The 21,619-nt window shown below is 51.0% G+C and carries 24 protein-coding genes and 1 tRNA gene; 4 read left to right on the top strand and 21 right to left on the bottom strand.

All coding sequences use genetic code 11. The features are described 5' to 3' along the window. Positions 1–81 precede the first annotated feature (81 nt). Both putA and AC3QL0_RS12380 read right to left on the bottom strand, forming a co-directional pair. Positions 82–4,017 carry a trifunctional transcriptional regulator/proline dehydrogenase/L-glutamate gamma-semialdehyde dehydrogenase gene (putA, locus tag AC3QL0_RS12375; RefSeq protein WP_493008749.1) on the bottom strand — a complete coding sequence of 1,312 codons (3,936 nt, stop codon included), beginning with the start codon at positions 4,015–4,017 and terminating at the stop codon, positions 82–84. A gap of 185 nt (positions 4,018–4,202) precedes the next feature. Continuing rightward, positions 4,203–4,910: a peptidoglycan DD-metalloendopeptidase family protein gene (locus AC3QL0_RS12380; RefSeq protein ID WP_493008750.1), complete on the bottom strand. Its 708-nt coding sequence runs from the start codon at positions 4,908–4,910 to the stop codon at positions 4,203–4,205. A 331-nt stretch (positions 4,911–5,241) separates the two neighbouring features. On the opposite strand from AC3QL0_RS12380, the gene AC3QL0_RS12385 reads away from it, so the two are divergent. After that, a tRNA-Cys gene (locus tag AC3QL0_RS12385) sits at positions 5,242–5,315 on the top strand. Positions 5,316–5,524: 209 nt separating this feature from the next. Next, positions 5,525–5,947, top strand: coding sequence for a LexA family protein (locus tag AC3QL0_RS12390; RefSeq protein WP_493008751.1), 423 nt, complete (start codon positions 5,525–5,527; stop codon positions 5,945–5,947). Between the two features lie 5 nt (positions 5,948–5,952). On the opposite strand, the gene AC3QL0_RS12395 is transcribed toward AC3QL0_RS12390, so the two are convergent. From AC3QL0_RS12395 to AC3QL0_RS12405, 3 genes are read right to left on the bottom strand one after another with little or no spacing between them, the layout of a single operon-like run. Further along, complete coding sequence (locus AC3QL0_RS12395; RefSeq protein ID WP_493008752.1) at positions 5,953–6,465, bottom strand: DUF2514 family protein; 513 nt, start codon at positions 6,463–6,465, stop codon at positions 5,953–5,955. Then, positions 6,444–6,959, bottom strand: coding sequence for a lysozyme (locus AC3QL0_RS12400; protein ID WP_493010989.1), 516 nt, complete (start codon positions 6,957–6,959; stop codon positions 6,444–6,446). Before AC3QL0_RS12400 ends, AC3QL0_RS12395 begins: the two co-directional genes overlap by 22 nt. 4 nt (positions 6,960–6,963) lie before the next feature. Next, the gene (locus tag AC3QL0_RS12405) at positions 6,964–7,185 is read right to left on the bottom strand and encodes a hypothetical protein (protein WP_493008753.1); all 222 of its coding nucleotides are present in this window, start codon (positions 7,183–7,185) and stop codon (positions 6,964–6,966) included. Between the two features lie 97 nt (positions 7,186–7,282). On the opposite strand from AC3QL0_RS12405, the gene AC3QL0_RS12410 reads away from it, so the two are divergent. Beyond that, complete coding sequence (locus AC3QL0_RS12410) at positions 7,283–8,278, top strand: tyrosine-type recombinase/integrase (RefSeq protein WP_493008754.1); 996 nt, start codon at positions 7,283–7,285, stop codon at positions 8,276–8,278. Here AC3QL0_RS12410 and AC3QL0_RS12415 read toward each other — a convergent pair. Together AC3QL0_RS12415 and AC3QL0_RS12420 are read right to left on the bottom strand one after the other, a co-directional pair. After that, a complete protein-coding gene (locus AC3QL0_RS12415) occupies positions 8,263–8,478 on the bottom strand; it encodes a hypothetical protein (protein WP_493008755.1) in 216 nt (71 codons plus the stop codon). The genes AC3QL0_RS12410 and AC3QL0_RS12415 overlap by 16 nt on opposite strands. Next, positions 8,468–8,839 carry a hypothetical protein gene (locus AC3QL0_RS12420; protein ID WP_493008756.1) on the bottom strand — a complete coding sequence of 124 codons (372 nt, stop codon included), beginning with the start codon at positions 8,837–8,839 and terminating at the stop codon, positions 8,468–8,470. The genes AC3QL0_RS12415 and AC3QL0_RS12420 overlap by 11 nt, the downstream gene beginning before the upstream one ends. Positions 8,840–8,886: 47 nt before the next feature. Between AC3QL0_RS12420 and AC3QL0_RS12425 the strand changes: the two genes are divergently transcribed. Continuing rightward, positions 8,887–9,306 carry a hypothetical protein gene (locus AC3QL0_RS12425; protein ID WP_493008757.1) on the top strand — a complete coding sequence of 140 codons (420 nt, stop codon included), beginning with the start codon at positions 8,887–8,889 and terminating at the stop codon, positions 9,304–9,306. Here the strand turns inward: AC3QL0_RS12425 and AC3QL0_RS12430 are convergent, their stop codons facing one another. The 14 genes from AC3QL0_RS12430 to AC3QL0_RS12495 all read right to left on the bottom strand — a co-directional run bounded on the left by AC3QL0_RS12430 (position 9,307) and on the right by AC3QL0_RS12495 (position 21,618). After that, positions 9,307–10,101 carry a hypothetical protein gene (locus AC3QL0_RS12430; RefSeq protein WP_493008758.1) on the bottom strand — a complete coding sequence of 265 codons (795 nt, stop codon included), beginning with the start codon at positions 10,099–10,101 and terminating at the stop codon, positions 9,307–9,309. A gap of 1 nt (position 10,102) precedes the next feature. Continuing rightward, entirely contained in the window at positions 10,103–10,318 is a 216-nt protein-coding gene (locus AC3QL0_RS12435; protein WP_493008759.1) for a hypothetical protein, read from the bottom strand. A gap of 44 nt (positions 10,319–10,362) precedes the next feature. After that, complete coding sequence (locus tag AC3QL0_RS12440; RefSeq protein ID WP_493008760.1) at positions 10,363–11,019, bottom strand: hypothetical protein; 657 nt, start codon at positions 11,017–11,019, stop codon at positions 10,363–10,365. Continuing rightward, positions 11,019–11,351: a hypothetical protein gene (locus AC3QL0_RS12445; protein WP_493008761.1), complete on the bottom strand. Its 333-nt coding sequence runs from the start codon at positions 11,349–11,351 to the stop codon at positions 11,019–11,021. Before AC3QL0_RS12445 ends, AC3QL0_RS12440 begins: the two co-directional genes overlap by 1 nt. Beyond that, positions 11,348–14,641 (bottom strand): phage tail tip fiber protein, encoded by a 3,294-nt coding sequence (locus AC3QL0_RS12450; protein ID WP_493008762.1) that lies wholly within the window; start codon positions 14,639–14,641, stop codon positions 11,348–11,350. The genes AC3QL0_RS12445 and AC3QL0_RS12450 overlap by 4 nt, the downstream gene beginning before the upstream one ends. Positions 14,642–14,709: 68 nt before the next feature. Then, on the bottom strand, positions 14,710–15,108 hold the full coding sequence (locus AC3QL0_RS12455; RefSeq protein ID WP_493008763.1) for a DUF6950 family protein: 399 nt from the start codon (positions 15,106–15,108) through the stop codon (positions 14,710–14,712). Continuing rightward, complete coding sequence (locus tag AC3QL0_RS12460; RefSeq protein WP_493008764.1) at positions 15,105–15,434, bottom strand: hypothetical protein; 330 nt, start codon at positions 15,432–15,434, stop codon at positions 15,105–15,107. The genes AC3QL0_RS12455 and AC3QL0_RS12460 overlap by 4 nt, the downstream gene beginning before the upstream one ends. A 908-nt stretch (positions 15,435–16,342) precedes the next feature. After that, complete coding sequence (locus tag AC3QL0_RS12465; protein ID WP_493008765.1) at positions 16,343–18,946, bottom strand: phage tail tape measure protein; 2,604 nt, start codon at positions 18,944–18,946, stop codon at positions 16,343–16,345. A gap of 111 nt (positions 18,947–19,057) precedes the next feature. Beyond that, positions 19,058–19,300 (bottom strand): DUF1799 domain-containing protein, encoded by a 243-nt coding sequence (locus AC3QL0_RS12470; RefSeq protein WP_493008766.1) that lies wholly within the window; start codon positions 19,298–19,300, stop codon positions 19,058–19,060. Between the two features lie 62 nt (positions 19,301–19,362). Beyond that, positions 19,363–19,680 (bottom strand): hypothetical protein, encoded by a 318-nt coding sequence (locus AC3QL0_RS12475; protein ID WP_493008767.1) that lies wholly within the window; start codon positions 19,678–19,680, stop codon positions 19,363–19,365. Beyond that, complete coding sequence (locus AC3QL0_RS12480) at positions 19,680–20,345, bottom strand: phage tail tube protein (protein WP_493008768.1); 666 nt, start codon at positions 20,343–20,345, stop codon at positions 19,680–19,682. Before AC3QL0_RS12480 ends, AC3QL0_RS12475 begins: the two co-directional genes overlap by 1 nt. Positions 20,346–20,391: 46 nt before the next feature. Beyond that, the gene (gene gp17 / locus AC3QL0_RS12485; protein ID WP_493008769.1) at positions 20,392–20,757 is read right to left on the bottom strand and encodes a tail completion protein gp17; all 366 of its coding nucleotides are present in this window, start codon (positions 20,755–20,757) and stop codon (positions 20,392–20,394) included. Next, on the bottom strand, positions 20,754–21,290 hold the full coding sequence (locus tag AC3QL0_RS12490; RefSeq protein ID WP_493008770.1) for an HK97 gp10 family phage protein: 537 nt from the start codon (positions 21,288–21,290) through the stop codon (positions 20,754–20,756). Before AC3QL0_RS12490 ends, gp17 begins: the two co-directional genes overlap by 4 nt. Then, positions 21,283–21,618: a phage head closure protein gene (locus AC3QL0_RS12495; protein ID WP_493008771.1), complete on the bottom strand. Its 336-nt coding sequence runs from the start codon at positions 21,616–21,618 to the stop codon at positions 21,283–21,285. The genes AC3QL0_RS12490 and AC3QL0_RS12495 overlap by 8 nt, the downstream gene beginning before the upstream one ends. Position 21,619 lies beyond the last annotated feature (1 nt).

Below are 21,619 nucleotides of genomic sequence, written 5' to 3' on the forward strand. Positions count from 1 at the left end.
CCCTTTTGAGGCAGACAAGGGGTGTAAAACCCCTTGTCCCTGCACATTGCTATCCGTGCATATCGCTTGTTGTAGTAAAAATTAGACTACTGCCATTAGCGTGGCATTCCCTCCCGCAGCCGCGGTGTTTACGCTAAGAGAACGTTCTGCTACCAGCAGCTCCATCCTATAGAGCTGACCATCAGCCAACTCTGCACTGGTGCGACCCTGCGCTTGTAACACGGGGCCATCCTGCTCCGCTAAGAACTGCGATAGCGATTTCAGCGCATCACAATCCCCCTCGAAGACCACACCCCCTACGCGACGTGTCATCGCGTCTTTCAGGGAGTCCACCACGACCACCTGCTTACGAGCAGCTTCAGGCAGTTGGGTTAAAACGGGTTCCAAAACTTCTGCAGCAACGCCTTCACGCACGATCAGTGCTTCGTTACCACATGCCAAGCTAGTTGCTACCTGCACCAGCAAACCATGTTTGGTGGCTGGCACACACACGACTGCACCACGGCCTTGTAGGCTGTAGGTGTTCGTTTCGCCGGTAGGGCCTGGCAATTCAACGCGTGTGTTGAACAACGACACAGCAGACAAGTGTTTCAAGCTTTGACTTAGATCTTTTTCGCCATGTTTATCGGCCCACTGTTGCAGGCTTTCCAAGGCTTCGTTGCTAGCTGCTTTTTGTGCTTTACCACCCAGCACCAACTGGTCTGGACGCTGGCTTAACAAACGATTCAAGTAAATAGGACCGCCCGCTTTAGGACCAGTACCCGACAAGCCTTCACCACCAAATGGCTGTACACCTACTACCGCACCCACAATATTGCGGTTCACGTACATATTGCCGGCGTGTACTTGGGCTACCAAACGGTTGATGGTTTCATCAATACGGGAGTGCACCCCAAAGGTCAGACCGTAGCCAGTGTCATTGATGGCTTTCAGCAAGGCATCTTGCTCGGCACGCTTGTAGGTCATGACGTGCAGCACAGGGCCGAACACTTCACGCTCTACATCCGCAATGCTCTTGATCTGGATGATGGTTGGTGGCACAAACGTACCGTGCTGGCATGCGTCGCCCAATGGCAACTGCTCTACATCAAAACCACGGCTGCGCATAGTGTCAATGTGGCTGCGGATATTGCCTTGTGCTTCAGCATCAATCACGGGGCCCACATCGGCGTACAACACGTCAGGGTTACCCACACGCAATTCACGCATCGCACCACGCAACATGGTGATCACGGTGTCAGCCACGTCTTCCTGCACACACAAGATACGCAGTGCCGAACAACGCTGACCAGCCGAGTCGAAAGCAGAGTTCAGTACGTCAGCAATCACTTGCTCTGGCAACGCGGAAGAATCCACGATCAACGCGTTCTGACCACCGGTTTCAGCAATCAGCGGGATAGGTTGGCCATTGTTATTCACACGCTGTGCCAAGGTAGCCGAAATACGTTTAGCCACTTCGGTAGAACCGGTGAACATCACGCCTTGAACACGATCATCGCCCACCAACATCGCGCCCACATCACCCTCACCAGGCAACAGTTGCACAACGTCGTGTGGCACACCCGCTTCGTGCAAGAAGCGAATACCTTGGGCGGCAATCAAACCAGTCTGTTCAGCAGGTTTAGCCAACACGGTATTACCGGCAGCCAATGCCGCAGACACCTGACCCAAGAAAATAGCTAGCGGAAAGTTCCAAGGGCTAATACACACCACAGGACCCAAAGGACGGTGGCTGTCATTAGAGAAATGCTGGTCGATACGGTTAGCGTAGTAGCGCAAGAAGTCTACCGCTTCACGAATCTCTGCTACCGCATTCGCAAAGGTTTTACCCGCTTCACGCACGATCAAACCAATCATGGTGGTTTGCTGGGCTTCCAATAGGTCAGCCGCACGCAGCAAGCAACGAGCACGTTCTTGCTCAGTTGTGGACTGCCAAATTGGTGCAGCAGCTACCGAACGTACCAACGCGGCATCTACTTCAGCAGCAGAGCTGAAAATTACTTTACCCACCACATCACGGTGGTCAGCTGGGTTCAGCACAGCCTGCTCACGCGCTTCATCTACCACAGCCAATGTGGCTGGGCTGGCGTGCCAGTTGTTGGTGGTGCTGGACAACAATGCTGCCGACAACGATGCCAAACGGTGTTCGTTGGACAAGTCCAAACCTTGGGAATTCTGACGGTTCTCGCCCTGCGCTTTGTACAACTCTGCTGGCAGCGGAATCATAGGGTGAGGTGCGCCTACTGGGCTGATGCTTTCAGCTTCATCAATAGGATCACGGATCAGCTCATCAATAGAGACGTTTTCATCGGCAATACGGTTTACGAACGAGGAGTTCGCACCGTTCTCCAGCAAACGCCGTACCAAGTACGCTAACAGTGTTTCGTGTGTACCTACTGGTGCGTAAATACGGCAAGGACGTGCCAATTTACCTTGGCTAACAGGGCCTACCACTTCTTCGTACAACGGCTCACCCATACCGTGCAAGCACTGGAACTCGTACTGACCCAAGTAGTAGCTAGAGCCTGCCATTTCATAAATAGCAGCCAACGTTAAGGCGTTGTGTGTTGCAAACTGCGGGAAGATCGCATCCGGTGCGCTCAACAGTTTTTTCGCACATGCCAAGTACGCGATGTCGGTGTAGATTTTGCGGGTGTAAACAGGGTAGCCTTCCAAGCCATCAACCTGCGCACGTTTAACTTCCGTATCCCAGTACGCGCCTTTCACTAAACGCACCATTAAACGGTGGTTAGTGCGTCTACCCAAATCGATCACATAGTCGATCACGTATGGAGCACGTTTTTGGTAGCCTTGAATCACAAAGCCAATACCGTTCCAACCGGCCAGATCTGGGTCCTGACACAGGGCCTCTAACAGATCCAACGAAATTTCCAGACGATCCGCTTCTTCGGCGTCGATATTCAGACCCACATCGTATTGGCGCGCCAACATCGTCAATGCTTTAACGCGTGGCAACAGCTCGCTCATCACACGGTCGTACTGGGCACGAGAGTAACGAGAGTGCAGCGCAGACAACTTGATAGAAATACCAGGGCCTTGGTAAATACCTTTGCCACCTGATGCTTTACCAATCGCGTGAATGGCTTGCTCGTAAGACGCGTAGTAGCGTGCCGCATCTTCTTCGGTCATCGCAGCTTCGCCCAACATATCGTAAGAGTAGCTAAAGCCTTTGTTTTCCCATTTTCTGCCATTTGCCAAGGCATCAGAAATGGTTTCACCACACACAAAGTGCTCGCCCATCAAACGCATCGCCATGTCCACACCTTTGCGGATCAATGGCTCACCACCTTTGCTGATCAGTCTACCAATGGCGGAACTCAAACCTTTTTCGCTGCTGGTGGTCACCAATTTGCCAGTCAGCATCAAGCCCCATGTCGCCGCGTTCACAAACATAGAACCGGAGTTCAGGTGAGCTTGCCATTCGCCTTTGCTCACTTTGTCGCGAATCAATGCGTCGCGTGTGGCACGGTCAGGAATACGCAGCAATGCTTCGGCCAAACACATCAAGGCCACGCCTTCTTGGCTAGACAACGAGAACTCGTGGATCAAACCATCCACACCACTGCCTTGACCTTTAGCACGCAACGCTGTCACCAGCTTACGGGCTAACTCGCGTACTTTAGCTTGGTCTTTGCTGCGTGCTTGGCTAATCAAGCCAGGCAAACAGTCTTCTTCGGCGCGACGATAGGCGCTAGTAATCGCAGCACGCAACACAGATTGTGGTGCAATAGATTGGGCAAATTCCAAGAACGGCTGTGTAGGCTCATTGTCGCCCACGCTCAAACCGGCTTGCTCCAGATCCACCCCTTTCTCACCCTCTGTCTGGGCAAGATAGGCTAAGGATGGCGGTAACTTACCCGACTCGATTTCTTCCAAGAACGAAAAAATGGCTTGCTTGATGAACCAATGCTGAGTTCTTCCAATGCGTTCAGCCGCCTCGCGTATACGCCCACGTAATTCGGCGTCTACTTTCACCCCTAGTGTCGTTGCACTCATAACCCTCTCACTTACAGACAGAGAGGTTGCAACCTTATAAATTTAAAAGGTGCAACCTTAATGATAGATATGCGAATTCTAGGTGCAACCTTTTTGAAGTCGTATAGGTACTTACCCTAGATCACAGAGAGAACTGTTGCGTACACTTACAAAAAAGCCCGGATTTACCAGGCTTTTTTACATCATCACTTCTTAGGCAGATAGCGCAGTGCATCTACCGGTTTACCGTTATAACGCAGCTCAAAATAGAGCTGCACCTGCGATGTACCCGAATTTCCCATCTCGGCAATGGTTTGACCTTGAGTCACCGTAGCCCCCTCGGACACCAGCAAACGGCGGTTATGCGCATATACCGTTAAAAAGTTATTAGCGTGGTTCACGATCAACAAATTACCGTAGCCGCGCAATCCATCACCTGAATAAATAACCTTACCTGCCGCCGCCGCTTTGACCGGCGTACCTGCCGTATTAGCGATATACACACCTTGAGAGTGCGCCGCCGACACACCACGCTTAGACGTACCTGCTGCCGGCCAAATCAAATTAATATTGCGCGGCGCGGCCACTGAATTGGTAGACGCATTACGCGGCGGCAACGCAGTGCTGCTGCCTGCACTGCCTGTAGGCCCGCTTGACGCTGCCGCAGGCGCTGCTGAACCACCTTGTACTTTCAAGCGCTGCCCCACCGTTATACGGTTAGGGTTAGAAATATTGTTCATGCGCATCAGTGACGACAAGCTTTGATTATGCTGACGCGCCACCTTACTTAAGGTGTCGCCACGCTGCACCACATAATAGCCATCCTTAGTTCCACTCGTACTTCCACATGCCGCCAACGTCACTGCCACAGCGCCATACAGCACCCAGCGCAATACAGAAGTACGACCAGACATGAAACGGGAATAAAGCGATAACAAAGACACGGTATCAGGCTCACACCAAAGTAAAAGCAGTCTTAACACTGCGCAAACAGTAGCATAGCAAGAATTACAGCTAGGCAAAAACCCCGCTTGTAACGTTGACGGAACCTAACAATGACGGCAACACATGAAATTTCATGTGCACAAAAGGCCAACATTAGCGCCACACACCTTGCCAAACCGTCGTATACACGCTATAGTTCTTTTCTTTTGGAGCAACGCGCTCAGGTCTGCATCGTACTTGTACGGCTGCATGAAACCATCGCGAATTACTCCAAAAACAATTTCCGCAAGGAAATGCTATGGCGCAATGGCAGATAGGTTATGCACCGGATTGCAAATCCGTGTAGGTCGGTTCGATTCCGGCTTGCGCCTCCAAGAATACCAAGGGCTTAGAGAGAAATCTCTAAGCCCTTTTTTTCCGCATATTCTGCACTTTTCCGCAAATAACTCTCGTCGGCGGGAATTGAGGCGGCCAGTCTAAAAAATTTAGGTAGCCGCCGCATACCCTCTACGCACACACTCGGTAACTTTTTCACCATCAAACCGCACTAAAATACTGGTTTTTTAATCAGTACCAGTGCGCCATGTCTAAACCCATCCCTATAACACCAAACTCCCCCTGCCTAGTCACAGCACTAGACGCTACTGTGCAGTGCGGCTTCCCTCTCCCATGCACAACTGAAGTTGGCAAAACATTAGACATCAGCGATCTACTAATCAAGCACGCAGGCACAACATACTGTGTTGCTGTGCGCGGCGACTCAATGCGTAATGCAGGCATTTGGGACGGTGACCATGTAATGGTCGATACATCCCTCATCGCAAGACATGGCAGCATCGTTCTAGCCATAGTTGACGGTGACTACACTGTGAAGCGCCTGTACAAGCAGAATGGCATCATCAAACTGCTGGCCGAAAATCCAGACTTTCCAGACATCGAGCTTAATGATGGGCAAGAGCTGACTGTGTTTGGAGTCGTGACGTGGACGCTTAAACCTCTTCTATAAGCCGTCTACTGCGTCGCGCCACGTTTTCTGATGCTATCGTACCCAACCTCACACGCTAATCCTGCTACTCGCCGCCTGTCAGCCTCTGCTGCGTAGATTTCCGCCAACCCATCAAGTTCTCCAAGCAGCTCGGTAAACATTCGGATGGCGGTGTCTGCTGCCTCGCGCTCTGCGGCAGCGGTGGCAAGCGCAACGTCTCGCCTGTAGCGGGCAGCGTATTCTTTTGCGGCGTCCCGCACGCGCTGATCAGCAGCAAGCCGCTCAGTAATAGCAATTTGCTTAATCTGCTCTTGTGTCTCACGATCCCTTATCTCCATTGCTTCAGTTAGTTCATGCTCTATCTGACGAGCCAAGGCCTCTGCATGTGCAACATCAGTCATGCGTGCAGCCAGCTCTAGTGAGTGCTGAGCCTTTAAATCAGAAAGCTGCGCCTCATACCGCCAGCCCTGCACCCACCAGCCAGCCAAAAAAATAGCCGCTGCAATAGCGGCCCCTGTTAATCCAGACTTGATATGCATAGTTTCTTCCTGTCTAGAGCGCGGTGATAAAGCCCACGGTAGAACTGTTGGCCAACATAGGACCAAACAGGGCGACCGCTCGGAGCATGAGCGAAAGCGTCGCATGCCTCCTCCCATCTCCCCTCCCACATCAAGCCAACAGCTCTGCTTGCACACGTCCGTGGGTTTCCATAGTGATGCCCCATATCGCTGGCAGCATCAAACGCCCCTTGCCTGATATCTGCTGGTAAGCATTCAGCCAGAGAAATTTGCCCTTTCTCTACAACGACACGCTCCACCTCTTCGCATCTTTCTGGCGACCAATAATCCCCAATAACGATAGGCTCGTTTACTGTGTGTTTGGTTAGCCCTCGGCACACTGTGGGCAGGTTTCCAGCTAGTTTGTCTGGGTACACAATGTTCTGCCCCTCCCCTTCCCAGCGGCTAAGCATATTGTTTAGGTCGTCACTATAAAGAGTCAGCGATCCAGCCGCGATTGCTACCGCAGCTGTCATTGCTTTAGTTCTTAGATCCACGCCACCACTCCTTTAGTCTGGCACAACGGCCCTGCACACAAACATAGATGCGACTTACTGCCCTATGCAGCTCCGGCAACTTCGTCACAATCAAAATGACCACATACAACGCCCACAAGATCAGCACCAACTCTTGCAACGTCCATCCATAAATTAAAAAAGCCGACCCCGTAGTGATCGGCAGATGCATCGCATCGTTGTGCATCGTGTGTATCCTTTGGGGCTGCATAGTGGCCTCCAATAAAAAAGCCCCTACAAACGCAGGGGCGACAAAAATGGTTCAATAGCGGCTTTTGCTCGCAATGAATCAACGTACAAAAAGAATCGCTAAAGCCTGCCCTGTTCTAAAGGAAGCCTTTGAGCGCTATAAATCTGAAGTTTCCAGTAAGAAAAAAGGACACGCACAAGAAAATTCACTAATCAATGTATGGTCTGAAACCCTGCTAATCGGTAGACCGCTAAACAGAATCAGTCAAACTGACATACAGAAATTACGTGATGAATGGCTTGAGGATCGAGCACCAGCCACAGTGACTAGACGCCTCGCTTTCCTCTCGCACGTCTATACTGTTGCCGCAAAAGATTGGGGGATGCCAGGACTAACAAACCCTGTCGCCCAAGTTCGATGGCCACAAGCAGACAATGCCCGCGACCGCCGCGTATTTGATCGCATCCAGCACCGAGGCATACCCATTACTGAGTGCCCACGCTCCGAGCTGGAATGGCTTATCCGCAATACGAGATCCAAAACACTACCAACAATCATGATGTTGGCCGTCGAAACTGGAATGCGTCGATCTGAAATAGTAGGACTGCAACGCCCACAGATTGATATGACCTCTGGCGTTATCACGCTAACCGAGACAAAGAACGGGAAAGTACGCTATGTCCCCTTATCCCCGTTTGCAAAAGATGCCCTGCGCCGCTACTTAGCTGATCGAAGTCCTAAAGGAAAGGTCTTTGATATATCCACTAGCGCCATCACCCAAGCATTCGCCAGAGCTGTTAAAAACTCCCGTAAGGCATATGAGGCTTTATGTAAGCAGTACAACCGCATGCCCCGAGACCACTACTTTAAAGACCTGCACTTTCATGATCTACGCCATGAGTCGACATCACGCCTAGCTAGCGTATTTCAAGCCGCCGACCTAGCTAAAGTGACGGGCCACCAGTCCACGCGCATGCTACTGCGTTATTACCACCCGCATGGCCGTGACCTAGCCCGCAAGCTATCCCGCAGCACACTGGGGCGAAAACAAGCCGCAATACTACGCGCCAGAGGTCAGTCGTCAAGCTGAATAACACGGTCGCGGGCTGCTTGGCGCTTTACACGCACATCCTCGGGGACTTCAACACCAGTTTCACGAAATCGCATCACGTACCAGTCCGTGCTGTCTAGATACTGCCGAGCCTCTGCATTGATACGCTCTTGCTCGGCCCGCGCCGCTTGAGAGGCTTTTTGCTCTGCTGTAATCAAACCCGTTAGATCAATTGCCATGCTGCTCTCCATCACTCTGCTCTGGTACTAGAATTGGCCAATTCGTTTCTGGTAACGGCACAACTCCATCTACGGGGTTAACAATCGGCACTGGAAAACGTGCATCACGCGGTGCATTTGCCGCATGCGGTAAGAGAAGCGTGATTTGCAATTGCCCTTCTTCGCTGCGCTCAATGTCACCCACTACGTATGGGCATCCTGTTTTCTCTGCGCCGTCTGGCAGCGTAGCACCACTTGGTATTACGCTAAAATCCAAACGCATCCCATTGATGATTAATACCTCGCCCTGTCTTTCTAATAACAGAGCATCGCTAAACGGGTGGCCGTATGGCTCTCCCGTTGGTGATAAGGTGATTTTCATAATTTCCTTAGATATAAAAAAACCGCATTGCAAATGCGGAACAGGCCATGCTGACCAAAATCGGCAACCTTGCTGGCCTGCAAAACCTCAAACAAAGCCAGCTCAATTTGGGCGTGATTCAGTCGCTAGCAGGGGAGGTTTTTAATACCGACAACTGCACGGTCTTGGAAAACTCTAACGGGGTGTCGTATCGACATCCAACGGGGCTTCAGCTGTGTTTGCACTCTCTTAGTGCAGTCGCAAGCACCAATCCAGAAGGTGCATTATTTTCTTCTATCAATCAGCGTTGGGATTTTCCACAGCCATTCTCTAGCGGCCCATCAACCGCCGCAGTGTCAGGCACAACAATGGGTTGGGCCAATGGAACAGGGCAAGCCATGGCATTCGGAAACTTCAAACGATGGACAATCGTCAGTCATAACACGCTTATGCCTCTGCTAGTTTTAGCAGTGGGTAAATGGAAGTGATCAGCGTTTCCATTGTCCTACCCCAATAACAAGAGGCCAGCCGCCTGCAGAGGCTTGGGCGCCCATCATGTTGACGCTGTAGGCTGTTGCGTTAGTCGCACCAAAAACGCAAGAAATGCCGATATACCCTGCTGTAGTTACCTCTCCTGAAAGCGAGACGTATGAGGGCGTTGCTGCCCCACCTGGTCGGCGAATAAAAGGTTGTGGCCAATTGAAGTTTTTCTCAGTGCCACGATAGATATTTCCGTATGCAGACATTGAGGTTATTTGTTCTGGTGTCGCTATACAAAGCTGCAGCCCTTGGGGATGCCTAAACGATATGCCATGTGCGTTTTCCAAGACCGTGCAGTTGTCGGAATTAAAAACCTCTCCCGCTAGTGACTGAATCACGCCCAAATTGAGCTGGCTTTGCTTCGGGTTTTGGAGGCCCAAAAGGTTGCCGATTTTGGTCAGCATGGCCTGCTCCGCATTTGCAATGCGGCGTTCATTTGCTGCCACATTACCCGGCAAAAGTCCCACAGCACCCACCAATTCAGCAGCCCTATCTGCTAATCGTTTTTGTTGGCCAAGAATAGGAAGAATCTGGTACCACTGACCCGATGCCGTGTTTCCCATATATGCTGGCTCTATAGATAGTGCTGTATCACTTGCCACATTCGTGACTTCGTAATATCGCCCATCCGGCCCCTGCAGCGCATCACCAACACGAATATTCTGCACCCATGCTGTGCCGCCAGCGCCAGTGACCGTCTTGCTGCCCTTCGTGACTGTTATCGTCCCTGCTCTATGCCACATATCAGCTTTCCTCCTGCTGCTCTGGCTCCACAGCATGCTCTGTGGGCTGTCCTATGCCTAGCTTTTCGCGTAACTCATCACGCTCAGCTTCAACCGCCAGCAATTGCGCATGAACCTTGTCAAACTCAGCCTTGATTGCGTGATTCATCCCATTGAGCAACTCAATTGTCATGCGCTGATTAACATTGTTCATCAGCATTTGTGTAATGGCTTGCATATTTCTTCCATAAAAAAAACCCGCTTTCGCGGGCATTCAAGTTATTAGGTAACACCGGGATACCCCGTCATATCAACGACCAACAGTTCTATGTATGGGTCACCGCCCACCTGCCCGGCCAATCCTGGTGGGCCGTCAAAAATCTCGCCATCAGACTCGTTGAGCTGCGTAATAGTTAAAGTGCTATTGCTAATCTGGTACTTCATAGAGCGAAAACTCTGCGTATACAAATTTCCAACCCACTGATCCCAGCCAGCATCTTTGATAATATCTAGACCTCTCCACGCAAGAGGTGCCACACGGTACTTTCGCCCGGCAGGGTAAGTTTTTATAAGGTTGCTACCAGTACGCACATAATCGACAATGCGCAGGTAACGGTGACTACTGTCAAAAACAAGTTTTCCAGTTAATGGGTTGCGTACCCTTTTTCCTGCCACACCCGAAACCGAAACCTTATCCGCGGGCTTAAACACCCAGCAATACCCCCAGTTCCAACCGTAATACGGCTGATCATAAAGGTTGTCAGAAACAATGATGGAGTCTGCCGTAGTCCCTGATGGGGGATCGCTATTGTGTAAAAAACCCGTTGGTCTAGCGATAACAGAGAAGTTTTTTCTACCCCCATCTAAAGCAAAGTTTGAGTAGTCTTGGCCTATTTGAATCGTTCCATGGCGATTCCTGACTTTAATCCCCGCAGCCATCAATACACCCCGTAAAGAATCTGGTAGGAGTAACCTGCCGGCAGCCCTCCTTTAGACCATTCAAAACGCCAAGAAAGAGTTTGGCCAGAAGCGCTCACACTCAAGATTTTTAACTCTCGCACGAAGTTTGTGCTTGGATAAGCACTAGGGCTAGAAACAAGACCCACCCTAAAAAAGAGTTCGCCCTCCAATAACCCAGCACTAACGGCAGTCCCCGTACCCGATGTGGTTGTAATCACATCAATAACCCTACCGGCACGAATTTCTGTATCCAGTTTCAGTTCGCCCGTTAGGTGGTCGCGAACCCTAACACCTGCCAAACCATCGCTCACATGCTATGCCCTCCAAATACACCATCTTCAGTCACCCATACACCTGTCGGTACGTATTGCGTATAACTACCGTACCCGTTACGCACCACCAGCCAATCTCCTGATCTAGAACGTGTCACTTGCTGACCCGTTCTGGTATTCCACTCCATGACCGGTTGGTTACCTACCATGGATGTGGATCGAATCCACTCCGCAAGTTTCAACGTCCCGATGGTCGCGTCACCAATCAAGGCGGTGTTAATTGAAACGACGCCGTTTTGGATAGAGAACACGGCCATGGGAGTACCATTAGGCGCGTACATCACAGCAAAGTTATCTGCTATCACCACGAACTGTGACTGCGTAACACCGGACTCGTTAGAAAGACTTATGCCATACCCTGCTGTGTAAAAAGTGCCGTTATCGTCTACCGACACACGCACTGAACGGGTGGCATTAAACTTACCCTCGATATCAACAACCGATTGGCTAATATCCTCGACCGTCGACACCACACCTGCAAGCTGTGCACCTACCTGCTGCTGCACAATGGCTTCGGCCTGCTCAGCTGTCACGCGAGTCCTGCGTAGATCGCTAATCCACGCCATAGCATCCCACGTGTTCAATACATCAGAAAGCAGGCCCTCGCCGTCGTCATTGTCTCGATAAGCAGACATCAGCGTAGAAGTGCTGGTGGCCGTTGCCGTAACAACACCCTCAATTTCCTCTATCTGCTGCGTGTTTTCGCGGGTTTGCAAAGCCAGTGCTGCAATCGCGTCATTAATCGACTCATAGTCACCGATGTACTGCCAGTAAGCCTCGTTGGTAATGGGCGTCTGTGCGGGCACGTCCTTCTTTGCCCTGTACATCTTCCCGTTATCAACGACTACGCTTCCAGACAAATACGCTTGCTCGGGGTCATGCTGACCAGCTCCGCTCAGTTCATCAAGCTTTTGCTGAATGTCCGGCAACGATTGAATACCGTTCCAGATCTGATCGCCAAGCGCTGACTCTAGGATCTGCTGAGTTATTAGCTCGTTGTATCCCTCAGCATCAGCTGACACCATCCCCCTGATACCAGGCGCACTAACATCTGGAAACCATGGGCCATCAGTGCCGTTCGCATCTACCAAACGCGCCCAAAAAAACTCTACCCGCCCCGGCGGCAGGAAAGCCCTAGTGTGCATATTCGTTGGATAGGCGAAATCACCAAGCGGCACAGAGTCAGCAAACTTGTTAGTAAGGCCGTGCCTGATTTCCGTATGGCGCAATGCATTCTTTGTACTAGGGAATGACCATGCAAGATCAATACCGTACAGAATCCCCTTAGCGGTCAAAGACGTTATAGCTGGCGGCGGTGGACGTACCCCATCGTAATCAATCCAGTTGTCCGTCCAATTGGAGGCCGCACCTACACCATTGACTGCACGCGCCTGAAATTGGTACTCAAGCCCATTTTCTAGAGCGGCCGTAAAAGATGTGCCTGTTTCGCTGCCAAGAGCAGGCGGCACGGAAATCCAATCCCCTGAAGGAATGCGATACCTAACCTCAATCCGGCCACCTTCTCTAACATAGGGTTGAGAATGCAAGTCCCATGTCAGATCAATTCTGATAACTGCTGTGCCATCCGCTAACGACTGAGGCTGCTGCGCACCAACCATGAAATTGGTGATGGGTGCCACGTTCCACAAATAGCTAGTGTCTGGTACCGGCGCAGGATCCGTTGGCAGGAAAGTATCAGGGTCAAGCGACCACACATTAGCGCGGATTTCTTGAATCGTTAGGTTAAATGTGCCGTCCCAATTATCAACGCGATTAACAATCTGGAAAGTTCTACCCGCGTATTCAGGTCTATTGGACAAATCCAACTGAACCGTGTCCATGACAGCCAGATCCTCACCAACACCAAGCACTGGAATCTCACCTGCCATAGACGGGCGTGCCGACTCTAACGCCACCCCCATCAAGTACGCTGCTTGACGCTCATCCGTCGTTGCTGGCAGCGATAAATCTAAAGGTGACTCTGCACCATCAGTTTGGACATACGCCTCATTTCGCACAGGCCGCGGACTGGACTCAAGCCAATTACGGCTCTCATTAATGAACGTTGAGGTGACCACGTTTGCCGGCGCATCATCTTGCCCCGACTTATCTAGCGAAATATCTTTATCACCGACAATATCGTCATCAGTGATGACCACCATTGCCGGCCGGAATGCACCCGCAAAAATGCGGTACCGCCCTGCTGTAAACACATAATCACCCGCCATGGACGACAGAATGATGTTCAAGTTATCGGCGGGTGGGCTTCCAGTGTCTATAAGCGTGTTGCACTCGTAACGCTTGATGCTCTCGTGGCCGTTACCATCCAGCTTTTTGACCGTTATCAGCTCATCACAAATATTTGCAGCAGCAGAAACATAAGGCCAATCAACCCACTCATCAGGAATACCCATGCCGCCTTTACTGCGCGGCAACGTCATATACCAAGCAGCTAGGATTGCAGGGTTCGTCGTGTACTGTGGATTGCTGCCGGTTCGAGGGTCGAAATACGGATGACCATCAACCCAACCACCTTTAAGGACTGCGCCAATTTGTGGCGCTCCAGAGTGGTAGATATCCTCGTCCCATAAGTTCAGCATGCGCAAGTACGCTACACCACGCAGCCTATGCTCACTCGTCCACAATGGCGTTTCCACATCAGCCCAACCATCCGTAAGCTGGTTCGGATCACCGTCCTTAAAGATCATCCGAATTTTGTGCGGCCCGAAATACTTATACGTAATAATGACGATGTTTTTTGACGTGCCTTTATGATTGATGGTGACTGTATCACCATTAACCGATACATCATCTTTAGGGTACGGAATCCCTAACAACTGCGATACTCGCACAGAGGTCGCATTAACAGGCATATGCGTCAGTGTGATTTTATTGGTACCAGGCACCACTTCAGCCGACTGACGAAAATCTATCTCTTTTCGATTGCCATACTTATCCCCGGGGAAGGCGCTAACAGCAACAAACTCATCCCCCAAGTAATAACCATCTAGTGCGCACCGGTTGCACGCCATCGCGAGTATCGAATCTAACGCTGTATTGTGCTTGCCGTTTGATTCAATATGCATCAGCGTCCCGCCAACGCGAACACGGCCAAGCACATACTTACGTGTAGAAACGCCCGACCGCACTGTGACGTGCCTGTCCTTGAGGCTACGGTTATAGGCATCACGCTGCGCACGTTCAGCCTCGCGGGCCTTTTTACGCGCACGACTCTGCTGATACGACCCCAGCGCCAACGACAGCGCCATTGTCGCGACGAACTTGCCAACAGCCGTTGAAAGGGCTGCGGCAATAACAGGAACAACTGCTGCCATGCCTACACCTCAAAAACTGCTACCACATCCGACATAGGCCGGAACACTAAACCATCCATACCCGGACCACACCAAACCCCAGCGCCAACAACAAGACCAAATGACTCACGCCCATCCACATCGGCCAAAACCAAATCACCACGCTGGGCAAGACCCACAGGCTTTTCAGGAAACGATGCCGCCAACTCACGCATTCCGCCTGCCTGCTTAATCCGCTTTGCTGCGCCACTCGCAGACCGATACCCCCGCAGGCCTTCCGCCGGATCAACGCCTGTCATCACCAAAATTCCGTCAGCGGCAAACAATGCACAATCTTGCTGCCCCCACGAAAAAGCCCGCTTGCGGCGGGCTTCTATAAATTCGGCCAACTTCTCTGGCCAATCGCTATGTCGTTTCATCATTTCATCAATGCCTCTCGCGCTGGCCACACCACAACCTTGTCCTCTAGCAGATCAGCGTATTCAGCCCCCTTATCACCGGAGTACAGGCGCTCCTGATCGGCATTGTTCAAACGCAAAGGAGCAGGACGCTGCAGCTCTGCCTCGTAATGCTCAGCACGTAGTGAAACTGTGCACTCGTTATTGTTCTCAGCAATCGGCATAGAACGGACACGGCCAATAAATTGCACCTTTGGGTCACCAATAAGATCGCCATTCTCAGGATTGATATACGCCTTCAACACGCGAACCAGCCTGCCGCGGTAAGGCTCATTTGCCGCAAGCGCCATGATTGAAGAATCAAGCCCTGACATTGAAATAACGATGCCCTCAAAAGATTTTGAGGATTCATGCGCTGCCTCGATCTTCATTAAAGGCCCTGTACGGTGATACGTAACACCGCTATGGCTCACATCCCACGGTGAAAGCGCCAGTGCTAGCCTTCCAGATGAAAAATGGACATCCACAAGGGCTATTACCATCCTATGCGGCGCCTTCGCTGCTATTCGCTGCTCAGTTGTTAGCCCCCTGCTCATGACCAGTCCTCAATCAAATCAATGGCAAAACTTGGCCGGTACATTCCAGATCTGTATGGGAACTTCACCGGATCCTCATCCTCTTTTAAAACCCAGAGAATATGCGGCCGGTCCCATACTATGGGAGTCCCAACAGGCTGCGGCAACCGCACTGCCGGGTTTACTTGAACAACCATGCTCCCACTAACTGGAGCAACATCGCTCTCAACCATCAGTAGTTGCCCGCCCAAACCAATAAAGTCACCCGCCCTCAACGTCCCGTTGCAGTTCTTTAGCGATAACGTGCCATTACCTGCCTTCACAGCAGATGCTAGAACAGGGACCCCGCTTAGTGTTCCATTCGGATAAGGTCTGCCAAAATGCGGAGCAGACAACCGATTCGCACCGCCCCGCAAACTTGTAATCAGCGCCTCTAGGCGCGGCCTACCCGACCACTCCGATGAGTCTGGAAATGTAAGCGTCATCACCCACGTAGCACCCGGCATTTCAAATGTGGAGGTCTTGCCAGAACGTGACCGATTACGCTGCACGTCTTGCTTTAGACCTACATCTGCAGACTCTGGGGAAATGCTGGTCGGCCAAGTTTTTATTGCCATAACTCACCAACAAAAAACCCCGGATGCACCGAGGTCTGATAATAAAAAAACCACCCGCAGGTGGCGCTATACCTCAACTCGGCCACGCCGAAGCTCTTCGTAAATCTGGTAACGAAGCTGCTTATCGCGCTGATCCAGCATGGCGCTTAGTTCTGCCGCGTTAGTACCAGGCGCAGCGTGTACGGTTGAATAGATGTTTATAGGTTGCTGTTGCTGCTGCTTTGGCGCCATTAACTGAGGCGTGGCAACTGGCTTACTTGCCATCCCACCCATTGAGTGCCCAATGCCACGTATGCTTTGACGTAAGGCATTAAACCCAGCCTCACCACCAATGGCTCTGATTTCATCGGCATTTAAAACGCCCTCTCCTTTGTGCACTATGCCCGCCGGATCATACTTGCCACCGTCACCGGTATAGCCGCCACTCCAAAGCTTGGCCAACCCAGATAACCCACCACCGCCAACAGCCGGGGTGCCAAACCACGTAGCCCCTGATAGGCTACCGCCAGTCAGGTTTCCTGTACCAGCGCCGCCGCCAAACAACCCACCAAACATACTGGCTAGCGGCCCCATGACGGATTGCTGGATCATAATGCGCATCAAGTCACGAATAACTGAATCCGCCAAATCAGAAAAACTGAGCTTACCGGTACGGGCGAACTCAACTAACGAGTCCTCCATCGACTTGAAGGACTTGTTAACCAGATTGCTCGTATTCAGAAAAGCGTTAGCCGCCTCGTCCGCGTAGTTGGCAAGGCCATGATTCGCACCTAGCAACCAACTGCCCTGCATTTCATCAATCGTTGCGTAGTAGTTCTGCTGCATCAATAATCGACGCTGCAGCTCAGCCTCGATCTTGGCTGTTTCTTCAGCGTACTGCGCTGCCGCACCAGCCTTTGAGAAATCCGTAGCGTTTGCCAACTGGCGCTGGTACCGCTCAAACTCCTTATAGATCGAACGCTGATCTTGCAGGCGTTGCATGGCTTTATCACCCATGCCATACGCATCTAGTTCCCGCTGATATTGAGCATTAGTGTTATCGCGGCTGGAAGCCATCTGCTCGATAATCTGAGCAGAGCGCTCCTGCACCTTAACAATGGCCTGATGAGTTTCCTGCTCCTGCTCCAATGAGGCATTGATTTTCAATTGCGCACGCAACTTGCCTTCATTTAGAAGCAAGGACCGCTCGTCAGCAGTAAGGGTTTTCTTCGTTTTTAGATCAACAATCTGCTGCTCAAACTCAACCAAACGTTTTTGATGGGTACCGAGTTTGTCATTGACCTGAAGCTGCGCTCTTAGCGAGGCCTCCTGCTGTTGGTAAGACTGAAGCAAACGAGTAGCCTCATCGTTTCTCGCACCACGCCCACCCCCTGTTTTGCGATCCTTGTACTTCTCATTGATCTGGGCAATACGTTTAGCGAGATCTTCTTCAGTAGCTCCAATGTCAGCAGCCCATTTTTTAGCATCAGCAATTTCTTTTTCACGCTGTTGCTGGCGTGACCGAACCTGCTCGCCTTGTTTACGCCAAGATTCCGAAGCCTCAATCTTGCGTTGTGCATCAGCCGCAGCTCTGCCTTGTGCCTCCGCCTCTGCTTCGGATTTAGCTAGCTCCGCTTTTTGCCGTGCCAACTCATTCTTTGCAACTCTTAGCGCCCCAAGACTTTCCTTGGCACTACTTTTAGTAGAGTTATCGATCCCTCCCAGAGCGTCAACATCAGCATCGCTCATACCCTCCCTGACGCCAAATCGACTAAGACTATCTATGTTAGCTAGATAGTCTTGAATCTGCTTTTCTTGCGCAGCAATAATCTCTCTAGCCGTACTCTCACGACCAAGCCCTTTAAACTTGTCCCACGCATCACCGGCCATCCTGCCTGCAGCATTCCACGCCCGCTCAACAAAACCAAGTGACTGCTCAACTTCACTTAGACGCTCATTAGTAACGCGGGCTAATGTTTCCTGCGCAAGACTAGCAGCCTCCTGCGCGCGCCCCTGCTGTTCTAAAGCGCGGATTTGCTCATACAACTCAAGAGTCAGAAAGTTGTACTGCTTATTTAGCTTTGCAGCGCTCTCTGTTGGCGCGTCACCAAATTTTGCAAACTCATTGATGGTCGCAGAAATTTCTCGGCCTAGAATGTGATTTGCTCGTAATGCTGTCTCTGCTACAGCCTCAATCTGATCTTTTGCAATTTTGCCATTACTAATTGCTTGCGTAATCGCGCCAACAGCCGCCCCCCGTGTGATGCCCTTTAGGTCATCAAGTCGGGCAGCCATGGTGGAAACCTGATCAACAGTAAACCCAGCAGAGTTGCCCGTCATGATTAAGTGCTTATTTAACTCTTTAAGCTCGCTCGCCCCCTGTGCCGCCGCAATGCCCATAGCCGCTATTGCCCCTGCTCCTGCAGCAATCGGGACAGGCAATCCCTTTAGTGCATCGAACAGTACGTCGCTTGCTGACTTCGTCCCACTTAGCGCTTCACGCAAACTTTGCCCTTGACGCATAAGGGCATCAACGCGCTTACGTTCTACCTCAGACAAAGAGCGGTACTCTGCTCGAGCGGCCTTCGTCATGTCACGAATGCTCTCACTCGCTTTGACCGTTGCTGCCTCAATCCCTGACGCGTCGCCCGTGATATCTATCCGAGCTGTACCAACTTTCTGTTCACTCATTTAGCTAACCAAAAATAGATAGACGTAAAAAAACCCGCCTGAGCGGGTGCTATGTTTTTGAAACAAGAGCGCTACCGGAAACGCAAGTTTGGGGCAGCGGGAAGTAACAATTTAGGAATAGAAGTGCTCCAGCATGGCCGACTCAATCACTCTGACCCCATCCATAACTTCATCAATCCCTTCTTGATCTAATCCCTGTCTAATCAAGTCCTCAATGAAAATCTGGTAGTTAAGTCCGGCTGGGCCGGCAGCTCCCTGCAACCATTGCGTCTGGTACCGCAAGTACAGCGAGAATGCAGGCCAGTTTTCTGGGAAAACATCTACATTAGGCTCTTTGTAGTGCTTCGGTAGCATCCCTGTGCCTTTAAGCTGCTCGGCTGTCGGAGCCTTCCAGACAAAAGCTGCGACAGCCTCTTTTAGTTTCCCTGCAGTTTTGTCCTGCGAGTCTGGTGAAACCCAGCAATAATTGCATCGCAGATACCAGGGCGCTCGTCCTCCATTTCCATAATGCCTTCAAGTGAAAGAGAGTAATCTGTCTCCATATCTTTCACTAGATACACCACCATGGAAGGCATAAAGGGAGCACTAGAACCCTCTAAGTCCTTGAGCCAGTTCTCAAGCTCACTTGGCTTGCGGTTGTGGTATGTCAGCTTGAGCTTGATGCTTTCGCCACCACCAACCAACTCTAGCTCAGCAGGGAAGGACTTTGGCGCATGACCTTTTTTAATCGCCATTACGCACCTGCTTCAATCAAGGTACCGCGAGAACTGCGCAAATAGAAATTCGCGGCGTTCTTCATAGGTTGACCAGAGTTCAAGCCCATGCTGGGGTTAAAGTGGAGATAGCCGCTTTCATAAATCGTATCCCCATCAGGCAATTGAATACGAAACACCGTCAACAAGCGCTTCACCGATACCGCCTCTGCTGCTGCATACCAAGGCAACTTAGAGTCATGATCCAAGCTTAGAGAAAGCTGTCGAGCAGTCTGGCCCACTGGAACTTGAAACTCTTGTCCCTGAGGATCTTCGAGATACTTCCCTGTGTAGGTCTGCGGCTCACCACCAGAACTGGTCAGTTCACCTTGCTGACTAAAGTCCACAAACTCAGTAGCAATCAGAACAGCCCCTGCACCACGGCCTTCAACAAACATTGTTGTGTCGGTCGTATCAATGCCAAGCAATTCTGTGCCTGCTGTCGCATCCACTTTCCCTGCGACAGATACACGGTTCGCAATCCCACCCCACGGCGATTCGATCAAAAGAATATCGCCTTTATTAATTTTTCCTGCAGCATGTTTAATGATGGCTGGCTTTGCATTGGAAATCTCAGTAAACGGAATAGCAACACCAATCTTTGTCGCGAACCCCACTACCGAACCATCTGGAAATTTGAGTGCCATTTAAGGCTCCTTAAATAAAAAAACCACCTAGATGGTGGTTGTGTTTTTAACGTTCTTTAATCCAGACACTGAAATCCTGTCTGGTACCGTAGAGCTTCAATACATCTTCGTACTGCGATACACGCTGCCCCACAGTTGAAGCAGAGGGAAAGATCTGCCCCTGCACAATGATTTTTTCACGGACTTTCAACGCCAAGGCACTTGCCTCTAGACGTGTTTTTGCCCAACAAAAAATCTGCACCCGATAGTGCTCACAATCTGGTAAACGTCGTTCAAGGTAATCAGGTGCTTTACCACCTACAACCTGGTAAACAATTAATGGGAAGGCTGGCTTTTGTGGTGTTATATCCGAATAGCAACGCCCATCAACAAGACTTCCCAGCAAAGAGGACACAGCGGCTTCAACACTCATACATACTTCTCCAGCTCTTCTGGTTTTGCTAACAGCTCTGCTGTACGCTCCCGCCCTCTAGCAAATCCAATTTCAATAGCTAGCGTGCTGACCGCCTCAAACGCAGGCCTCAAAAATGGTTTAGCCTCAACCCATTCTGGATTGGCCAACTCAGCCTTTCTTGGGAAGTCTCCTGCCACTACGTTGTAGCGCCAATGCCCAAACTCAAGCAGATGACCGTGTGGAGCCTTGGATGCATTCCATGAGACTGAATACACTACCAAGCCCTTTGATGGCTGCGATCGGTTATCTGAAAATGCCAGATAGATAGCATCACGCAGCAGACCCGGCTTAGGCGCCTTTTTAACGTTTGCCCCACCTTTTAGGCCTGTTGAACCGTCATAAACAGGTGCTCTATCCTTGGCCTCATCACGGAATACCTGACCTGAAGCAACAGCCATTGAACGGGGCAAATGCTCCCGCGCTGCTACACCAAATCCTTCGAGCCGTTTGATTGCTGTATCAACATCAAACCTAAAAGAGGTTTCAACCATCAACCCCTCCCTGCTGACACACCAAATCAGTCCACTCTAGGTTTTTAATATCGTGCCGAACCTGTTTGATATCGAAGATTAGGCCGCCATATAAAATACGCATAGCATCGGTAATATCAGTGCGATAGCGCACACGAAACGAGTAAGCATTGATTGACGCAGAAACATTAGAAGCATTCCGCGTAACCCCCATGCCTGTCTGCGTTTTAGGCCAAGCCCATAACTTAGCAAACTCAATCCACTCATCCAGCGGTTGGCCCGTCGCATCCTGCTTATCGGTTTGCTGCAAAACTTTAATGAGCCTGTTCCGTTTTCCAGCTGGAAGCATG

The sequence above is a fragment of the Paenalcaligenes sp. GW821-LYS-B07-1 genome (assembly GCF_058803365.1).

Coding starts and splice junctions, on each gene's coding strand:
- AC3QL0_RS12490 (WP_493008770.1), bottom strand. CDS start 21,290: ATGGTTGAAACCTCTTTTAGGTTTGATGTTGATACAGCAATCAAACGG.
- AC3QL0_RS12390 (WP_493008751.1), top strand. CDS start 5,525: ATGTCTAAACCCATCCCTATAACACCAAACTCCCCCTGCCTAGTCACA.
- AC3QL0_RS12380 (WP_493008750.1), bottom strand. CDS start 4,910: ATGTCTGGTCGTACTTCTGTATTGCGCTGGGTGCTGTATGGCGCTGTG.
- AC3QL0_RS12395 (WP_493008752.1), bottom strand. CDS start 6,465: ATGCATATCAAGTCTGGATTAACAGGGGCCGCTATTGCAGCGGCTATT.
- AC3QL0_RS12460 (WP_493008764.1), bottom strand. CDS start 15,434: ATGGCGCTTGCGGCAAATGAGCCTTACCGCGGCAGGCTGGTTCGCGTG.
- AC3QL0_RS12450 (WP_493008762.1), bottom strand. CDS start 14,641: ATGGCGCTGTCGTTGGCGCTGGGGTCGTATCAGCAGAGTCGTGCGCGT.
- AC3QL0_RS12430 (WP_493008758.1), bottom strand. CDS start 10,101: ATGTGGCATAGAGCAGGGACGATAACAGTCACGAAGGGCAGCAAGACG.
- AC3QL0_RS12475 (WP_493008767.1), bottom strand. CDS start 19,680: ATGGCGATTAAAAAAGGTCATGCGCCAAAGTCCTTCCCTGCTGAGCTA.
- gp17 (WP_493008769.1), bottom strand. CDS start 20,757: ATGAGTGTTGAAGCCGCTGTGTCCTCTTTGCTGGGAAGTCTTGTTGAT.
- AC3QL0_RS12455 (WP_493008763.1), bottom strand. CDS start 15,108: ATGATGAAACGACATAGCGATTGGCCAGAGAAGTTGGCCGAATTTATA.
- AC3QL0_RS12415 (WP_493008755.1), bottom strand. CDS start 8,478: ATGGCAATTGATCTAACGGGTTTGATTACAGCAGAGCAAAAAGCCTCT.
- AC3QL0_RS12440 (WP_493008760.1), bottom strand. CDS start 11,019: ATGGCTGCGGGGATTAAAGTCAGGAATCGCCATGGAACGATTCAAATA.
- AC3QL0_RS12405 (WP_493008753.1), bottom strand. CDS start 7,185: ATGCACAACGATGCGATGCATCTGCCGATCACTACGGGGTCGGCTTTT.
- AC3QL0_RS12435 (WP_493008759.1), bottom strand. CDS start 10,318: ATGCAAGCCATTACACAAATGCTGATGAACAATGTTAATCAGCGCATG.
- AC3QL0_RS12495 (WP_493008771.1), bottom strand. CDS start 21,618: ATGCTTCCAGCTGGAAAACGGAACAGGCTCATTAAAGTTTTGCAGCAA.
- putA (WP_493008749.1), bottom strand. CDS start 4,017: ATGAGTGCAACGACACTAGGGGTGAAAGTAGACGCCGAATTACGTGGG.
- AC3QL0_RS12420 (WP_493008756.1), bottom strand. CDS start 8,839: ATGAAAATCACCTTATCACCAACGGGAGAGCCATACGGCCACCCGTTT.
- AC3QL0_RS12470 (WP_493008766.1), bottom strand. CDS start 19,300: ATGCTACCGAAGCACTACAAAGAGCCTAATGTAGATGTTTTCCCAGAA.
- AC3QL0_RS12410 (WP_493008754.1), top strand. CDS start 7,283: ATGAATCAACGTACAAAAAGAATCGCTAAAGCCTGCCCTGTTCTAAAG.
- AC3QL0_RS12400 (WP_493010989.1), bottom strand. CDS start 6,959: ATGACAGCTGCGGTAGCAATCGCGGCTGGATCGCTGACTCTTTATAGT.
- AC3QL0_RS12480 (WP_493008768.1), bottom strand. CDS start 20,345: ATGGCACTCAAATTTCCAGATGGTTCGGTAGTGGGGTTCGCGACAAAG.
- AC3QL0_RS12425 (WP_493008757.1), top strand. CDS start 8,887: ATGCTGACCAAAATCGGCAACCTTGCTGGCCTGCAAAACCTCAAACAA.
- AC3QL0_RS12465 (WP_493008765.1), bottom strand. CDS start 18,946: ATGAGTGAACAGAAAGTTGGTACAGCTCGGATAGATATCACGGGCGAC.